The organism is Elusimicrobiota bacterium, from assembly GCA_026388095.1.
Lineage (GTDB): Bacteria > Elusimicrobiota > Elusimicrobia > UBA1565 > UBA9628 > UBA9628.
Window position 1 is genome coordinate 30,672 of record JAPLKL010000067.1, and the last position, 14,968, is coordinate 45,639.

At 68.5% G+C, this 14,968-nt stretch carries 16 protein-coding genes; 6 read left to right on the plus strand and 10 right to left on the minus strand.

What is annotated here, in order from left to right; genetic code table 11:
- Positions 1-20: 20 nt before the first annotated feature.
- Positions 21-221, minus strand: coding sequence for a hypothetical protein (locus NTY77_16655; GenBank protein ID MCX5797123.1), 201 nt, complete (start codon positions 219-221; stop codon positions 21-23).
- Between the two features lie 474 nt (positions 222-695).
- Here NTY77_16655 and NTY77_16660 point away from each other — a divergent pair, with 474 nt between their 5' ends.
- The gene (locus NTY77_16660; GenBank protein ID MCX5797124.1) at positions 696-1,874 is read left to right on the plus strand and encodes a hypothetical protein; all 1,179 of its coding nucleotides are present in this window, start codon (positions 696-698) and stop codon (positions 1,872-1,874) included.
- A 54-nt stretch (positions 1,875-1,928) separates the two neighbouring features.
- On the opposite strand, the gene NTY77_16665 is transcribed toward NTY77_16660, so the two are convergent.
- Positions 1,929-2,222: an FxLYD domain-containing protein gene (locus NTY77_16665; protein MCX5797125.1), complete on the minus strand. Its 294-nt coding sequence runs from the start codon at positions 2,220-2,222 to the stop codon at positions 1,929-1,931.
- 66 nt (positions 2,223-2,288) lie between these two features.
- Here NTY77_16665 and NTY77_16670 point away from each other — a divergent pair, with 66 nt between their 5' ends.
- Together NTY77_16670 and NTY77_16675 are read left to right on the plus strand one after the other, a co-directional pair.
- Positions 2,289-3,239 carry an MBL fold metallo-hydrolase gene (locus NTY77_16670; protein MCX5797126.1) on the plus strand — a complete coding sequence of 317 codons (951 nt, stop codon included), beginning with the start codon at positions 2,289-2,291 and terminating at the stop codon, positions 3,237-3,239.
- 118 nt (positions 3,240-3,357) lie between these two features.
- Positions 3,358-4,362, plus strand: a complete 1,005-nt coding sequence (locus tag NTY77_16675; protein ID MCX5797127.1) for a hypothetical protein — start codon at positions 3,358-3,360, stop codon at positions 4,360-4,362.
- Positions 4,363-4,383: 21 nt separating this feature from the next.
- On the opposite strand, the gene NTY77_16680 is transcribed toward NTY77_16675, so the two are convergent.
- Positions 4,384-5,103: an ATP-binding protein gene (locus NTY77_16680; protein ID MCX5797128.1), complete on the minus strand. Its 720-nt coding sequence runs from the start codon at positions 5,101-5,103 to the stop codon at positions 4,384-4,386.
- An 84-nt stretch (positions 5,104-5,187) separates the two neighbouring features.
- On the opposite strand from NTY77_16680, the gene NTY77_16685 reads away from it, so the two are divergent.
- Positions 5,188-6,798, plus strand: a complete 1,611-nt coding sequence (locus NTY77_16685; protein ID MCX5797129.1) for a DUF2079 domain-containing protein — start codon at positions 5,188-5,190, stop codon at positions 6,796-6,798.
- On the opposite strand, the gene NTY77_16690 is transcribed toward NTY77_16685, so the two are convergent.
- The 5 genes from NTY77_16690 to metK all read right to left on the minus strand — a co-directional run bounded on the left by NTY77_16690 (position 6,721) and on the right by metK (position 10,096).
- Entirely contained in the window at positions 6,721-6,903 is a 183-nt protein-coding gene (locus NTY77_16690) for a hypothetical protein (GenBank protein ID MCX5797130.1), read from the minus strand. The two genes, NTY77_16685 and NTY77_16690, sit on opposite strands and share 78 nt — an antisense overlap.
- Before the next feature lie 33 nt (positions 6,904-6,936).
- Complete coding sequence (locus NTY77_16695; protein MCX5797131.1) at positions 6,937-7,905, minus strand: anti-sigma factor; 969 nt, start codon at positions 7,903-7,905, stop codon at positions 6,937-6,939.
- A 5-nt stretch (positions 7,906-7,910) separates the two neighbouring features.
- Positions 7,911-8,453: a sigma-70 family RNA polymerase sigma factor gene (locus NTY77_16700; protein ID MCX5797132.1), complete on the minus strand. Its 543-nt coding sequence runs from the start codon at positions 8,451-8,453 to the stop codon at positions 7,911-7,913.
- A gap of 100 nt (positions 8,454-8,553) precedes the next feature.
- A complete protein-coding gene (locus NTY77_16705) occupies positions 8,554-8,871 on the minus strand; it encodes a hypothetical protein (GenBank protein ID MCX5797133.1) in 318 nt (105 codons plus the stop codon).
- Positions 8,872-8,878: 7 nt separating this feature from the next.
- Entirely contained in the window at positions 8,879-10,096 is a 1,218-nt protein-coding gene (gene metK, locus NTY77_16710) for a methionine adenosyltransferase (GenBank protein MCX5797134.1), read from the minus strand.
- 153 nt (positions 10,097-10,249) lie between these two features.
- Here metK and NTY77_16715 point away from each other — a divergent pair, with 153 nt between their 5' ends.
- Positions 10,250-11,935: a hypothetical protein gene (locus tag NTY77_16715; protein MCX5797135.1), complete on the plus strand. Its 1,686-nt coding sequence runs from the start codon at positions 10,250-10,252 to the stop codon at positions 11,933-11,935.
- Positions 11,932-12,492, plus strand: coding sequence for a hypothetical protein (locus NTY77_16720; protein ID MCX5797136.1), 561 nt, complete (start codon positions 11,932-11,934; stop codon positions 12,490-12,492). Before NTY77_16715 ends, NTY77_16720 begins: the two co-directional genes overlap by 4 nt.
- 15 nt (positions 12,493-12,507) lie before the next feature.
- On the opposite strand, the gene NTY77_16725 is transcribed toward NTY77_16720, so the two are convergent.
- Both NTY77_16725 and NTY77_16730 read right to left on the minus strand, forming a co-directional pair.
- Positions 12,508-13,545, minus strand: coding sequence for an NDP-sugar synthase (locus tag NTY77_16725; GenBank protein MCX5797137.1), 1,038 nt, complete (start codon positions 13,543-13,545; stop codon positions 12,508-12,510).
- Positions 13,546-13,548: 3 nt separating this feature from the next.
- Complete coding sequence (locus tag NTY77_16730) at positions 13,549-14,967, minus strand: phosphoglucomutase/phosphomannomutase family protein (protein ID MCX5797138.1); 1,419 nt, start codon at positions 14,965-14,967, stop codon at positions 13,549-13,551.
- Position 14,968: the final 1 nt, after the last annotated feature.

Here is a 14,968-nt window from a genome sequence, read left to right on the forward strand (position 1 = left end):
CGGCCCTTATAGTAGTCTCGTCAGTATTGCTTGAAGAAGGTCCCGAAATAGACCGGCGGGTAGCAGCGGGAGATCTCCTCGGCCGAGGGCGTGGGGTGGTAGAAGGCGGCGCCGCAGTCCGGGCAGTCGTAGACGTCCTTGACGCGGTCCAGGCAGAGCACGGCCGGGCAGGCCAGTCGTATCCGGGCGCCCAGGCAGACCGGGCAGGCGTTAGCGGGCATGGCGGCCTATTGTAGCTGTTTGCCCCGCCGCGGGGTAGGGCCGCTAGTCCAAGGCGCGAAACGCGTCTCCTGCGACTTCTCGACTTCACTCACTTTCTTCGTTGCCGTTGCAGAAGGTTCCAGCGCACAGCGCCGGAATCCGCCCGCCGCAGGCGCCCAAGAGGGGCTGACCACTAGCCTTTATGATTTCGCGCCGACAAGGAACGGGCGACGCCGGGGTTGGCGCGGCGAACGCCGCGCCAACCCCGAGAAGTATGCCTGGGCATGCGGTATTCCCTACACTTTCTGAAAATTTCTGCTGGATTTTGTGAAGTAATTCACATCGCGCGCGCGATGTGAATTATGATTACTAACTAAGCAGAATTTTTTCAAAAACGAAGGCTCGCAATGAACCCCAAACATCTCACAAGAGGTGGGTGAAGTCGCGCTACGACTTGCCTTGACAATCCAAGGTGCTGGGGCTACCCTTAAGATATGGCGACCCCTCTCGCCTTCTTGTTGCTGGCGGCCGTTTCCTCGAGTCACGCCGAGGCAACGGCCTACCTGCCGCACACCCGGACCAGCGTCCTGGCCGCAGCCTACGAGAGCGGGACTCCGGTCCAGCAGGCGCTCGAAGCCGAGCCTCCTATGCCGGAACTGGCCCCGTACGGCGCGGCGCGCTTCGCCGGACTCATGCCGCGCATCGCCGCGATCCAGTCCCCGCAGCCCGCGGCCGACTGCGCCGCGATGGGCAGGGAGATCGACGAGGTGACCGCCACCGTCGTCCTGGATGAAGCGGTGCGCCCCACGGTGGCGGAGATGTACAAGTCGCTCAAGGGCTGCTCGCCGAACAAGTCCGCCGGCGCCTTCTGGACGCAGGAGCGCGACTATCGGCGTGCGGGCTTCGCGCGCTCCCAGGCGGCTCAGCGCGCCGCCTACGAGCGCAACGAGCGGGTCCAGAAGCGGCTCGCGGGCGTGGACGGAAGCGTCTTCGGGAAGACCGGCGATCCGGGCGCCGTCGGAGCTCCGTCCGCAGCCGTGCAGGGCAGCGCGGGCAACGGCGCCAAGGGAGTCCCGGCTTCGGCCTATCTTCCTTCCGCTGAGGTCCCCGCTTCGATCAAGCACAACGCCGCCGACCCTCCGCCGCTCACCCAGGCCGGGGCGAATCCCTCCGTCAACCGCGAGGTCATGCGCGTGCTCGCCATCGCCCAGGACAGCGTCTGCCGCCTCAACCGACAGGGCCTGAGGAGCGCGGGCTCCGGAGAGGCCAACGGCATCTTGAACAACACCCTGAGCACGTTCACGGATAGGATCCGCTGCTACCCGCAGTCCGAGGAGGTGGTGGCGGACCTCAAGAAGTGGGGCGTCGGCGGCCCCGCCAGCCCGTGGCAGGTCGAGATCCGGAACAAGGAGGGATGGAAGCCCGCTTCCGACGCGGAAGCCGAGACTCTGAAGGGCCGGATCAAGACGCAGATATACAACAACGGCCATTGGTGGGTGCGCCTCAAGCCCAAGGACCCGTCCGCCCTTCCCGTGGTCGTCAACATCGATCCCTGGGCGGGGATCTACTCGGTGGATCCCCCCGACAATGTGAAGCCGCGCGAGCAGTGGCAGGTCATCCCGACCGCCGACCAGAAGGACTGCCAGCCTTCCTTGCCGTCCCCATCTCCGTAGGCCTGGGCCCCTGGCGCCGCGCGTGCTCTAGGGGACGGTCTGGCCGGCAGTCAGTCAGAAAGAGCTCTCGACGCTGCAATCGAACTTGGTCGTGGAGAGCTTCAGCAGGCGGGGCTCCAAGCCGTCAAGGTCCTGGCTGAAGATCTTGCTCGCGCCGGCGGGCAGGCCTTGGACCGAAAAGAGCTTGCTCGCCACGACGATCCCGTTGCTGCGGACGATCACGCGGAGATGGACGGTCGAGATATGCCTGGAGGTCTTGTTCCGTATCTCGCCCCGGAGGGAGACCTTGTTGCCGGACTCCGAGTCGCTGCTCAGACCCACGTGAATCAGCTCCAGATCTCCCCACATTGGCGTTTTTCCTAGCTCCGTGTATTGTACTATACCGATTGCCGTCCCCCTCGGGGCCGGTAGACCATGAAGATCCGGTTCTGGGGGACCTGCGGCTCCATCCCCGCCCCGACGGATGCCTCCGCGATACGCGGGAAGGTCCTGGGCGCGCTGAACGCGGCCCGGGGGCGGCGTTTCGACGGCCTCGCCGATCTCGAAGGCTTCGTGGACTCGCTGCCGTTCGCGATGCGCGCCACCTACGGCGGGAACACCTCATGCGTCGAGATCTCCCACGGCGCGGATCGCGTCATCTGCGACGCGGGGACCGGGATCCGCGACCTGGGCGTCCGCCTGCTATCCCGGAAAGACGGCGGCGCGCGGAAAGTCTTCCACATCTTCCTCTCGCACATCCACTGGGACCACATCCAGGGGCTCCCCTTCTTCCTGCCGGCCTATGTCCCCGGGAACACCGTCCATATCTACGGCTGCCATGCGGATATCGCGGCGGCCGTCTCCGGGCAGCAGGCCGCGCCCTATTTCCCGGTCCCCTTCCCCTCCCTGCCCGCGACTTTGCGTTTCACGGTCCTTTCCCCGGGGCAAGACTACGAGCTCGGCGGCTTCCGGGTCCGCGCCTTCGCGCAGGCCCACCCCGGGGGCTCCTTCGGCTATGCGTTCACGGCCGCAGGCCGAAAGGCGGTCTATTCCACGGACTCCGAGCACAAGGCCGACGACGTCCAGGAGTCGCGCTTCGTGGAATTCTTCTCCGCGGCCGACCTCCTCGTCTTCGACGCCCAATACTCCCTGGCCGAGGCGGAACTCTCGAAAAAGGACTGGGGGCATTCGAGCAACGTGCTGGGGGTGGAGCTCGCGGTCCAAGCCCGAGCCAAGCGCCTCGTCCTGTTCCACCGGGAGCCCCGGTCCAACGACGAGGCTCTGGACCGACTGCTCGCCGACACGCGCCAATACGTGAAGCTCTACGCCGAGACGTCGGACTTGGCCGTGGACCTGGCCTACGACGGGCTCGAGATCGAGCTCTGAGTCGAGCTTGGACGGTCCGTCACCGATCGGTGGGTCCTTAGGCCTAATCGCGGCGCGGCCAAAGGTCCCTGGTCCTTTGGGCCATCCGGGGTCACGCTCCTATTGTCGGAGGTGACTCATGAAACTCGATCGTCCAGCGTGCGCCCTCGCAGCGGTCCTTTTGTTCGGAGCCTGCAAGCCTGAAGGCAAGGACGCTCCGGCCAAGACCGGGGCCGCCGCGAGCCCGCCGGCCGCTTCGAGCCCGATCGGGCCGGCTCAGCAGGGCCCCGCCCAGGCCGTCGCGAAGAGCATCCTGCCCGCCGCGCCGGCCTCCGGCGCCGTCGCCGCGGATGAGAAGGCCAAGCAGGACGCGGGGCGGGTGTTCGACAACACGCCGGCCGCCGACGAGCTCTCCAAGCTCGCGGGCGACGACAAGCCGGCGGTCGCGGCCCCGGCGCCGTCGCCGGACGACAAAGCCCGGGCCGATGCGAGCCTGACCGCCGCGGCCGTCCCCGCGGTGGCGCTGGACGATCCGTCCCGAGCTCCGGCCGCTCCGGAGGTCGCGGAGGCGGGGCCTGGCTTCTGGGCGGGCGTGAAAGACCGCGCGGGCGCGGTCGTGGACGGCGCGAAGGAGCTCGCGGCCGGCGCGGCCCAGGCGGTCAAGGAATACGTCGTGGAACCCACTGTGGCCTTGGCCGAGAAGGTCGGCGACAAGGCCGGGGAGCTTTACGCGAGCGCCAAGGAGCAGGTGGTGGAGACCTACGCGCGGGCCTCCCAGGCTGTCAAGGAACACGTCGTGGAACCAGCCAAGGCCCTGGCCGAGAAGGTCGGCGGCAAGGCCGGGGAGCTTTACGCGAGCGCCAAGCGCCAGGTCGTGGAGACCGCCGCGCGGGTGAAAGAGAAGGCGCAGGAGCTCGTCGCCTCGGCGACGACCAAGGTGACGGAGGTCGCGGCGCAGGTCAAGACCGCGGCGCAGGAGTTCGCGGCCCCGGTGACGGCCAAGGTCGCGGAGGTCGCGGCGAAGGTCAAGGAGACCTCCGCACAGGTCAAGGCGGCGGTCGGCGATAAGATCGGTCAGGCGACTCAGGCCGCGCGCGGGCTGTTCGACGGCGCGCTGAAGTGCTGGGGAGCCTTCGGCCGATAGACAGCCTTCTCTTCGTAAAGACTAGGCCCGCGGCAGGTCGAAGCCGAACACCGCGCCGCCGCCCGGCCGCGGCTCGACCCAGAGCCGGCCGCCGTGGAGGCGCACGATCTCGGCCGAGGTGAACAGGCCCAGCCCGGTGCCCTGGCCCTCGGGCTTGGTGGTGAAGAAGGGCTCGAAGATGCGGTCCGCCACCTCGGGAGGCACCCCCGGCCCGTCGTCGGCCATCTCCACCTGCAGGCGCCCGCCGGCCTCCTCCAGGCGCAGCCAGATCTTGCCGCCGCGGCCGTCGATGGCCTGCGCGGCGTTGAGCACGAGGTTGAACAGCACCTGCTTGAGCGCGTGGGCGTCTCCCAGCGCCGAGGGCAGGCCCGGCGCGGCCTCTATGGCCGCTTGCACGCGGCGGCGCTTGAGCTCCGGGGCGGCCAAAGCGAGGGTCTCCTCGGCGACTTGGCGCAGCTCCACCGGGCCCAAAGCCGGCGCCGCGCCGCGCGAGAAGCCCAGCATCCCCGTCATGATCTTCTGGATGCGGTCGACCTCGGCGTGGATCTTGAGCAAGGTGGCCATATGGTCCGGAGGGGTGTCGGGCCGGCGCAGGAGGACTTCGGTCAGGCCCATGATGGCGCTGAGCGGGTTGTTGACCTCATGGACGATGCCGGCCGCCATGCGGCCCAAAGCGGCCATCTTCTCGACCTGCACCATTCGGCGCGCCAAGTCGGCGCGCGCGGCCTCGGCTGGAGTCATCGCCCTGAGAGGATAGCAGGCCGGCCGCGTTTCGTGGTGTCGCCGTTGTTACGGCGCGGCGGGAAAGGGCTATAATCTCAGCCGATGAGGAGGGCGTCTTGGGCGGCGGGGGGGCTGTGGCTCCTGGCCGTGCTCATGCCTTGGACCGGCCTGCCTTGGCGGGCCTTCAGCATCCCGGCCGGAGCGCTGCTCATGCTGCTGGCGGCCGCGCTGGCGCTGTCGCCCGCGGGGGTGGGCGCGGCCGAGGAGACGGCGCAGGGCCTCGAAGCGCTGGACCCGGAGCGCTCGGCTTGGCGCCTGGCCGCGCTCTTCTTCTTGTGGCTGGCCAGCCTCAAGCTCTGCCAGTACGCCTCCTTCCAGTCCCACTACGGCGATCTCGGCCAGGACGCCAACATTTGTTGGAACACCTTGCACGGCCGCCCTTTCTTCGACTCCATGACGGGCACGAACTTTCTGGGGGACCATTTCGAGCCGGTGCTGGCCCTCTGCGCTCTGGCCTTGAAGGTCTGGCCCAGCGCCGCGGTCCTGCTCCTCATCCAAAGCCTGGCCTTGGCTTTGGCCGTGGTCCCTCTGGCCGCACTGGCGCGGCGGCATTGCCGGCACCACGCCTTGGTCCTGGCCGCGGCGGTCCTCTTCATGCTCAATCCCTATCTGCACCTGGTCAGCGAGTTCGATTTCCATCCCGAGGCGCTCTTCATCCCGGCCGCGCTATGGGCTCTCCTCTTCTGGGAGCAGGGCCGGCCCTGGCTGGCCGGATTCACGGCCTTGCTCTGCCTGGGTCTCAAGGAGGATGTCCCGCTGGCCCTGGCCGGCTTCGGGCTCTACGCGGCGCTGTTCCGGGGCAAGAAGGCTGGCTGGGTCCTGGCCGCTGTTTCAAGCGCGGCTTTCGCCGTCATCGCTCTGTGGGTCATCCCGCATTTCGCGGGCAGCCGGGTCTCCTTGCACCAGGACCGCTACGCGAGCCTGGGGGCCAGCACGGCCGAGATGATCCGCAACATCGCCTGGCATCCCTGGGTGGTGCCCCTGCGGCTGCTGCGGCCCCGGGTGCTGCTGACTTCGGCGGCCTTGCTGGCCAGCGTGGGCTTCCTGCCCCTGGCCGCGCCTGCGGCCTTGGTGCCGGCGCTGGGGGCCTGTCTGCACCATCTGCTCTCCGACTACCGTTCGCAGTACTGTCTGGTCTCGCAGTACTCGGCGCTGACCGTGCCCTTCCTCTTTTACGCCGCGCTCAAGGGTCTGGCCGTCTGCGAGGAGAGGCTTTGGTCCAGGAAGGGCCGGCTGGCCTCGGGCTTCCTTTTCCTTTACGGAGCGGCGCTCGCCTTCCAGCCCTTCTATACGGGGCCTTTCAAATGGGGCGATATCCTGGAGGCGGCGGCCCTGGTCCGGCAGGTCCCGGACCATGCCTCCGTGGCCGTGGACGGCAGCCGCGGCCGGGGCCGGGAGGACCTGCTGCCGCATCTGGCCCTGCGCGGCCAACTGTCCCAGTTCGACGCGGCCCGGCCCTTCCAGGAGCCGTCCGCGGAGTATGTGCTCCTGGACCATCGGCTTTCGGCGGAATTCGCCGCCGGCCTGGCCAAGACCGGAAGATTCGCGCGGCTGGGCGCGGGCGACGGCTTGGAGTTATGGCGCCGGCTGGAAGACCACGGGCAGCTCGCTGCGCGGGATGACGCGCCAGCGCTGCTCCGGCCGCGGCGCTGAGCCCAGCGGCCGGAAGCTGACCACGATGCGGTCGGCGCCTGGGACCACGGATTCGATGCGGGCCTGGCCGAAGAGCACCACCAGCATCTCTTTGGAGAAATCCACGCGCGGGGCGGAGCCGGGCAGACCTTGCTCGCGTCAGAGCAAGACCGACTCCTCCATGGAGTAGACGGCCCGGCCGGTCTCCAGGGGAGCGGCCGCGGGCAGGGGCACGCCCTCCTTCTTCAGCTTGGCCGGGGCCCGGCCGCCGCTGAAGTCCTCCGGCGGCACCAAGGCGCCCTCGGCCGCGCTGCGGCCCGGGCCCTGCGGCTGGGCCAGGAGCGTGCTGGTCTGGCCGACGAGCGGGGCGGGGACGGACTCAGCTACGAAGCTCGGCCCTGCCGCGGGCGCGAGGTCGCGCGCCGCGCCCCGCAGGGCGCGCACCACGGAATTCGGGGTGAGGATGCGCTGGATGCCCATGCGGGCGCGTTCGGCCTCGAGGTGCTTCTGCAGGGCTTCGTTGGAGTAGGCGGGCTTGGCTGCGGGGGCTTCATCGAGGGCTCTGCCGCCGAAGCCCTTCGGGGCCGCCGGGGCGGAGAGTCCGGCCGCCGAGATGCCTGCGGCTCCCGCGTCTGCGCCGCGCAGGGCCGCGATGCCTTCGGCGCGTCTCTGCTCCTTGGACAGGGCCACCAGGTCGCTGACCGTGACCGGGCCTGCCGGCCCAGCCGGCGGCGGTGCCGCCACGGATTTTAAATCGGAGGCCGCGCCGGAGACCATCCCTTGCAGCGGCTCGGCCATGCGCGGCGGGGTCTGGAGGTTCAAGGTCTTGTAGGTCACGAAGATGACGGCGAAGGCGCAGGCCGCCCAGGCCGCGTTGCGCGGCGCCAGCAAAGAGGCCCAGCCCTCGGTCCGGGTCTCCTGCCTGCGCCGATTCTCCAGGCGCTGCAGGAATCCCGCGGGCAAGGGCTTCTGGGGCAGGCCTTTGACCATGCCGCAGGCCTTGCGCAGGTCCTCGAGCTCGGCGCGGCACTCGGCGCAGTCCTTCAGGTGCGCCTCGATGCGGCCGCGCTCGGCGTCCGCCGCGGCCCCGTCCAGATAGCCGGAGAGGTTCTCTTTCTCGTGTCTCATGTTCGTCACGGCGCCACCTTCTTCAGCAGCCGGGCCTTCAAGGCCTCGCGGGCTCGGGAGAGGCGCGACTTGACCGTCCCTTCCGGCACGCCCAGGGCCTCGGCCAGCTCCTGGTACGACTGCCCCTGGATCTCGCGCAGCACGATGATGCCGCGGCTGTCCTCATCGAGCTCCATGAGCGCTGACTGCACCTGCGCCTCCTGCTCCGCCTTCTCCAGGCCCTGGTCCAGGGGCGGATCGTCGGCCGGAAACGGAGCCTCCTCGTCGCCCTCCTCGCCCGTGAACAGGCCCAAAGAGACCGTCTTCCAGAACCCCCGCCGCTTCTCGGAGCGCACCCGGTTCTTCCAGGTGTTGACCGTGATTCGGTAGACCCAGGTCTTGAGGCCCGACTCGCCCCGGAAACCGGGGAGGGCCTTGAGCGCCCGGATCAGCGAGTCCTGGGCCAGATCCTCAGCGTCGGCGGCGTTGCCGGTCAGGCGCAGCGCCACGTTGTAGACCAGCTGCGCGGTCTGAGCCAGGAGCTCCTGTTCGCCTATTCTGTTGGACACCGGGCCGCCGCCGTTTGTTCCTGATGAGGACGCCGCCAGGGGCGGCGTCCGAACAACGAGCGCGGCACCCTGTGGGTGCCGCGCAACCGGCGGCCCCCCCTCAGGGGGGGCCGCCGGTTCCGTTGGGGGGTGAGCCGCTATCCCTCAACGGAACCCGCTCTACGGCGCGCACGGAGAAGTCCTTGTAATCGACCCGCAGCAGCTGGCGGAACACCCAGATCTGGGCTCCGAAGGCCAAAGGCCAGGCCACCGCGCGGGCCAGGAACAGGGCCGTGGCCTGCTCCGGCTTGAAGACCGCCACGAGGATAGCGACGGGCACCAGCGGCACGAGCATCACCAGCGGCCAGCGCCAGGTGAAGGACCACCAGAGGCGCAGGGCGTGCTTCCAGCCCGGCGCCTCTATGGTGGAGTTGCCCACGGCGGCCTCAGGCCGCCGTGAGGACCTTGCGTCCCGCCTTGGAGGGAGCCTTGCCCAGCAGCTCCTCGCGCAGGGCTTCGGCCTTGTCCGTCTTCTCCCACTCGAACCCCTTCTCCTCGCGGCCGAAGTGGCCGAAGGCGGCTGTGGCCCGGTAGATGGGCCGGCGCAGCTTGAGGGACTCGATGATGCCGCGCGGGGTCAGCGCGAAATGCTTGCGCACCGCGGCCTCGATGCGGCTCTCGTCGACCTGGCCCGTGCCGTGGGTGTTGAAGTACACTCCCACCGGCTCGGCCACGCCGATGGCGTAGGCCAGCTGCACCGTGCATTCGTCAGCCAAGCCGGCGGCCACGACGTTCTTGGCGATGTGGCGGGCCATGTAGCAGGCGGAGCGGTCCACCTTCGTCGGGTCCTTGCCGGAGAAGGCGCCGCCGCCGTGCGGGGCGCGGCCGCCGTAGGTGTCCACGATGATCTTGCGGCCGGTCACGCCGGTGTCGGAGACCGGGCCGCCCACGACGAACTTGCCCGTGGGGTTGATGAGGATCTTGGTGTCCTTGTCCATGAGGCGCTTGCCCAGGACCGGCTTGATGATGGCCTCTGTGATCTCGGCGCGGGCCTTGTCCGTGATCTGCTTGCCGGAGCGGTCCAGGATCTCGGTGGTGTGCTGGGTGGAGACGACCACGGTGTCCACGCGCAGGGCGCGGCCGTCCACGTACTCCACGGTCACCTGGGACTTGCCGTCCGGCCCGAGGTACTTGAGGCCGTTGGCGCGGCGCACGTCGGAGAGCTTGCGGCAGAGCTTATGGGCCAGCATGATGGGCAGGGGCATGAACTCGGGCGTCTCCCGGCAGGCGTAGCCGAACATGATGCCCTGGTCGCCGGCTCCGCCGGTGTCAACGCCCTGGGCGATGTCCGGGGACTGGCGGCCGATGCAGTTCATGACGCCGCAGGTCGCGGCCTCGAAGCCGTACTTGTGATGGTCGTAGCCGATCTCCTCGATGACCTGGCGGGCCAGCGCGTCGACGTTCACGAAGGTCTTGGTGGTGATCTCGCCGCCCACGATGACCATGCCGCGCGTGATGAAGCTCTCGCAGGCCACGCGCCCGGTCGGGTCGTCCTTCATGACCGCGTCGAGGACGCCGTCGGATATCTGGTCGCAGACCTTGTCCGGGTGGCCTTCGGTGACCGACTCCGAGGTGAAAAAGTACTTGCCGTTGTCGCGCTGCATGCTTCCTCCTGCCGTGGATTATCGACGGCTCGCGGCCGCCTGGGAGATAAGATGATAGGAAATATCCCGCCTGCGACTCAATCCCGCGGTGGACTCGTGGTCCTTGACAAGACCGGGCCCAGGCCCTATCCTTAGTAGTGCCGGAGGCATCCCATGACCCCTCGCCCCCGCGTGTGCGCCGTCCTTTGCCTGGCCCTGCTGGCGGCCTGGCCGGTGGTGTCCGCCCGCTCGGCCGCCGCCCCGTCCGAGACCGGCGCCAGCCCCCTGACCGAGGACGAACGGAAGTCCTTCTCCCTGTTGGGCCTGAGCGTCGACAAGCTGGCCGCGCCGGACCTCGCCCGGTACCGGGCGCCGTTCGATTTCCACAAGGAATCCCTCAACGACGAGGAGAAGGACGGCCTGCTCTACGCCGGCAACCGCTTCGACGAGGACACCGGGCACATCCTCTCTCTCCAGAGCAAGCAGCCCCTCACGGTCCTGGATATCGAGGTCTCCCGCCGGAACACCCTCCTCGGCCAGAAGGACGCCATCCTGGCCAAGCTCTCCCTGCTGCTCTCCCAGCAGGAACCCGGCAAACCCCTCTCCCCCCAGGCCCAGACCCAGGTCAAAGCCCTGGTCGACGCCTATCCCGGCGCCCTGCCGCCCAGCCTGGTCAAGACCCTGACCACGCCCGGGCTGAGCGCCTCCTCGCTGCATGCGGACGCGGCGCAGGCCTACGAAGCCTCCACCCGCTTCTTCGACGGCCAGAACACCCTCAAGGATTGGGTCGGCAACGCACTGCCCGTCAAGGCCGAGCCCACCTCGGCCTACGCCGCCAAGGTCTACTTCGACGACACGGAGAAGAGGCTGGGCCAGACCCTGCGCGCCTCGGTGGCCGACGAGCTCATGAAGAACCCCGTGGGCCGGGAGCTCCTGGACCATTTCCGGGACCGCAAGGGCGAGCTGGACCTGCCCCACTTCCTCATCCTCAGGATCGACCCCAAGGCCATGGCCGTCTACAGCAGCTCCAACAAATCCGTGGTCTTCAACCAGCGGATCATCGAGGACGCCCTGATGGACGGCGTGCCGGCGAAAGACCAGCCCAAGCTGCGCCGGGAGCTCGCCGACTCCAAGAAGTTCGCGGCCTACCTGCTGGCTCATCCCGAGGCCTTCCAGAAGGCGGTCGCGGCCAACGGAACCACCTTCCTCCATGAACTCACCCACGCCTGGCAGGACCGGCGCGAAGGACTCATGGGCGAGGGCGACCGCGGCAACGTCCCGGGCGTGAACGCGATCGAGAACGAGCACGAGGCCTTCCTCATGGAGGTCCGCTGGCTCCACGCCCGGCTGCTGGCCGATCCGAAGTCCGCGGCCAAGGACGAGATGCTCGACAGCTACCGCCAGTTCCTGGCCAACCCCGACCTCTGGCGCAACGACATCACCCAGCGCTACCTGGCCAACTGGCCCCAGTCCTCGGCCGATTTTCCCACGGCCCTGCAGCTGCAGGAGCAGCGCGTGGGCGTGGCCCGCAAGTTCATGGGCGAGGGGCTCCACCAGCGCCTGGTCCAGGCCATCAAGCTGCTGGGCTACCAGCGCGGCACCGAGGAGATGAAGAAGTCCGAGTCCGCCGCGCGCAAGCGGGTCGCGGAGTTCGACAAGACCGTGTACCCGCAGATGCGCCAGGAGGGGATGCGGGGACTGGCCGAGCTCTTCTTGTCTTTGGCCCGGGAGGCCGAGGACGCCGACGACCGGAAGGAAGCCTTGAAGCAGGCCGAGGGCTACGCCCAGGAGCTCAACGATAAGGAGCTCCAGCGTCGCGTGGAGGAGCTGCGGCCCAAGCCCGGGAGGAAGGGCCGATGAGGCCCGCGCGCTTGGCCCTGGCCGCCTGCCTGTGCCTGGCGGCCTGCTCGCGCAAGGCCGCCAGCCCCCCACCCGCCCGTCAAGGAGAGACCCCCGGCATGGCCATCTATCAGCAGCCTCAGCACCTCTTCACCTGCCAGGCCCCCGCGGACTGGCGCGTCCTCGAAGACCAGGGCGGGGCCCAGCGCGTCACCTTCCTGGGTCCGGCCTCCGGAACGACGCCTTTTTCGGCTTCCATCAGCATCTACCAATATCTCAAGGCGGGCTCCGTCTTCGACTCTCCCCAGGCCTATGCCCGGGCCCAGGCCACGGTCGGAGGCCAGGTCACTGCCCTCAAGCCCAGGGCTTGGCCGGGCGGGGAGGCCTTCGAGTTCAGCCAGGTCCGCAAGGGGCCGCACATCGGCGCGCTCAAGCCCGAGGCCCGCAGCGAGCTCACCGTGCTCATCCCGGTCAAGGACGGATTCTTCGCTTTGGCGCATTCCGCGCCCGAAGGCGCGCGCGAGCTCACCGCTCCGCAGTTCGAGGCTCTCGTCGGGAGCTTCCGCGCGGCGCCCTAGCCGGCCGCCCGGCGGCTACTCCCGGATGTTGAGGACCGCGGCCTCGTAGACCGTGATGTTCTCCCGGACCTGGCCGTTGGCGCCCAGGATACAGTTGGAGAGGTGCACGTCCTGGCCCACGGTCACGTTGTCGAAGAGGATGCAGTGGTCGAGCTTCGCCTGGGCGCAGATCAGCGCCCGGTCTCCCACCACGGTGTAGGGCCCGATCTGGGCTCCGGCCTCGATGCGGCAGCCCTTGCCGATGAGGCAAGGGGCGCGCAGGACCGCCTTGGGGTCGATGGCGCTGCCGCCTTCGACCCAGACGCCTTTGCGCGCCTCGGTGCCTGGGATGTTGATGTGGATGTTGCGGTCCAGGGCGTCGATCTGGCAGCGCCGATACTCGGAGAGGTTCCCCACGTCGGTCCAGTAGCCCTTCCACTCGTAGGCGTAGATGGGCTTGCGCAGCTTCAGCAGCTTGGGCCAGAGCTCATGGCCGAAGTCGTAGACCTTGCCGCGCGGGATGAGGCGCAGGACCTCGGGCTCGAAGAGGTATATCCCGGTGTTGACCATGTTGGAGAATACGTCGCTCCAGAGCGGTTTCTCCTTGAAGCCCCGGATGCGGCCGGAAGGCCCCAGCAGGGTCACGCCGTAATCGAAGCGGGAATCCACGGCCTTGACCGCCATGGTGGCTAGGGACTTATGCTTGCGGTGGAAGGCCAGCATGGCCGTAAGGTCGATGTCCGAGAGGCCGTCTCCCGACATCACGAAGAAGGGTCCGTCCTTGAGGAAGGGCTCGACCTTCTTGACCGCGCCCGCCGTGCCCATGAGCTTGGGCTCCGGGGAGTAGCGGATCTTGAGGCTCCAGCGCGAGCCGTCGCCGCAGTAGCCGCGCACCTGGTCGGCGTGGGCGAAGAGGTTGACCGCCACCTCTTTGATGCCGTGGCGCAGGAGGTTGTCCAGCACGTGGTGGATGACCGGCCGGTTGACCACCGGCACCATGGGCTTGGGGGTCTCATAGGTCAGGGGCCGCAGGCGCGTGCCCGCGCCGGCCGCCAACACGATGGCTTTGACCATGGGCTAGGCCAAGGTGGGCCCGATCCACTTCTTGGCCAGTTCCAGGAGTTCGGCCGTGCGCTTGGCGGAGTCCGTCTCCGCGTAGACGCGCATGAGCGGTTCGGTGCCCGAGGGCCGCATGAGCAGCCATTGGTCGCCCGCCAGGATGATCTTCAGGCCGTCGATCTGGGACAAGGACTGGATCTCCGCGCCCAGGATCTTCTTGGGCAGCTTCTTGATCAGCTTAGCCGCGAAGGCCGCCTTGTCCAGCACCGGCTTGTGCAGGCGCAGGTCCAGGCGCTTGAAATGCGAGGCCCCGTACTTGGACTCGATCTCCTTCCAGAGCTGGGAGGTCGTGCGCCCCGACATCGCGAGCATCTCCAAGAGCAGCAGCGCGCTGCGCAGGCCGTCGCGCTCGGCCAAGCCGCCCTGCCAGCCGTACCCCCCGGACTCCTCGCCGCCGATGACCGCGCCGCCCGAGGCCAGGCGCTCGGCCACGTGCTTGAAGCCCACCGGCAACTCCTCGAACGGCAGGCCGTGAGCCTTGGCGATGCGCGCAGCGATGCAGCCTAAGGACACCGTCTGCACGATCTTGCCTTTGAGCTTCTTGCGCGAAAGGAGATGGTCCACGATCATGGGGAAGACCTGGCAGGGGGTCAGGTAGGTGCCGTTCTCGTCGACCACGCCCACGCGGTCCGCGTCGCCGTCCAGGGCGATGCCGATCACGGCCTTCTCCGCCTTGACCCGGGCGCAGAGCTCCTTGAGATTGTCCGCCACGGGCTCGGGGGGGAGGCCCCCGAAGAGCGGGTCGTGCTCGCAGTGCATGGCGATCAGGCGCGGGGAGGGCAGGACCTCCTCCAGGAGTCCGGCGGCCGAGCCGTAGAGATAGTCGATCACGAAGGGCTTCTTGAGCCGCGCCCGGATGATCGGGAGGTTCGCTTTCGCGCGCAGATACTGCAGATAGGCCTCCCGGCCCGACTTGGCCTTGATCTCGGTGGCGCGGGTGGGCTGGGTGCGGTCGAGGCAGGCCTCGATGGCCCCAGTCAAGGACTCCGGGGCGGTCTGGCCCGCGAACTTGATCTTGATCCCGTTGTAGGCGGCGGGGTTGTGGCTGGCCGTCACCACCACGCCCAGGCCCTTGCTGCGCTGGGTCAGCAGGCTCACCGCCGGCGTGGGCAAGGACTCGGCCAGGAACACGGCGCCCAGCTTGTTGCCCTCCAGGACCTTGACGATCTCGCGCGCGAAGGCCTCGGACTGGAAGCGGCGGTCGTAGCCCACCACCACGGGCGCGGCCCAGGGGGTCTTCTTGCGGTTGGCGGACTTGAGGATCTCGTCGTGCAGATGGTCGGCGATGGCCTGCGCCACGCGGCGCACGTTCTCGAAGGTGAAGTCGCGCGCCATGACTCCCCGCCAGCCGTCCGTCCCGAACCTGATGGTATCCATG

What these genes read in the sequence shown, in the direction of transcription:
- NTY77_16655 (MCX5797123.1), bottom strand. Translation starts at nt 221, where the DNA reads ATGCCCGCTAACGCCTGCCCGGTCTGCCTGGGCGCCCGGATACGACTG.
- NTY77_16660 (MCX5797124.1), top strand. Translation starts at nt 696, where the DNA reads ATGGCGACCCCTCTCGCCTTCTTGTTGCTGGCGGCCGTTTCCTCGAGT.
- NTY77_16665 (MCX5797125.1), bottom strand. Translation starts at nt 2,222, where the DNA reads ATGTGGGGAGATCTGGAGCTGATTCACGTGGGTCTGAGCAGCGACTCG.
- NTY77_16670 (MCX5797126.1), top strand. Translation starts at nt 2,289, where the DNA reads ATGAAGATCCGGTTCTGGGGGACCTGCGGCTCCATCCCCGCCCCGACG.
- NTY77_16675 (MCX5797127.1), top strand. Translation starts at nt 3,358, where the DNA reads ATGAAACTCGATCGTCCAGCGTGCGCCCTCGCAGCGGTCCTTTTGTTC.
- NTY77_16680 (MCX5797128.1), bottom strand. Translation starts at nt 5,103, where the DNA reads ATGACTCCAGCCGAGGCCGCGCGCGCCGACTTGGCGCGCCGAATGGTG.
- NTY77_16685 (MCX5797129.1), top strand. Translation starts at nt 5,188, where the DNA reads ATGAGGAGGGCGTCTTGGGCGGCGGGGGGGCTGTGGCTCCTGGCCGTG.
- NTY77_16695 (MCX5797131.1), bottom strand. Translation starts at nt 7,905, where the DNA reads ATGAGACACGAGAAAGAGAACCTCTCCGGCTATCTGGACGGGGCCGCG.
- metK (MCX5797134.1), bottom strand. Translation starts at nt 10,096, where the DNA reads ATGCAGCGCGACAACGGCAAGTACTTTTTCACCTCGGAGTCGGTCACC.
- NTY77_16715 (MCX5797135.1), top strand. Translation starts at nt 10,250, where the DNA reads ATGACCCCTCGCCCCCGCGTGTGCGCCGTCCTTTGCCTGGCCCTGCTG.
- NTY77_16720 (MCX5797136.1), top strand. Translation starts at nt 11,932, where the DNA reads ATGAGGCCCGCGCGCTTGGCCCTGGCCGCCTGCCTGTGCCTGGCGGCC.
- NTY77_16725 (MCX5797137.1), bottom strand. Translation starts at nt 13,545, where the DNA reads ATGGTCAAAGCCATCGTGTTGGCGGCCGGCGCGGGCACGCGCCTGCGG.
- NTY77_16730 (MCX5797138.1), bottom strand. Translation starts at nt 14,967, where the DNA reads ATGGATACCATCAGGTTCGGGACGGACGGCTGGCGGGGAGTCATGGCG.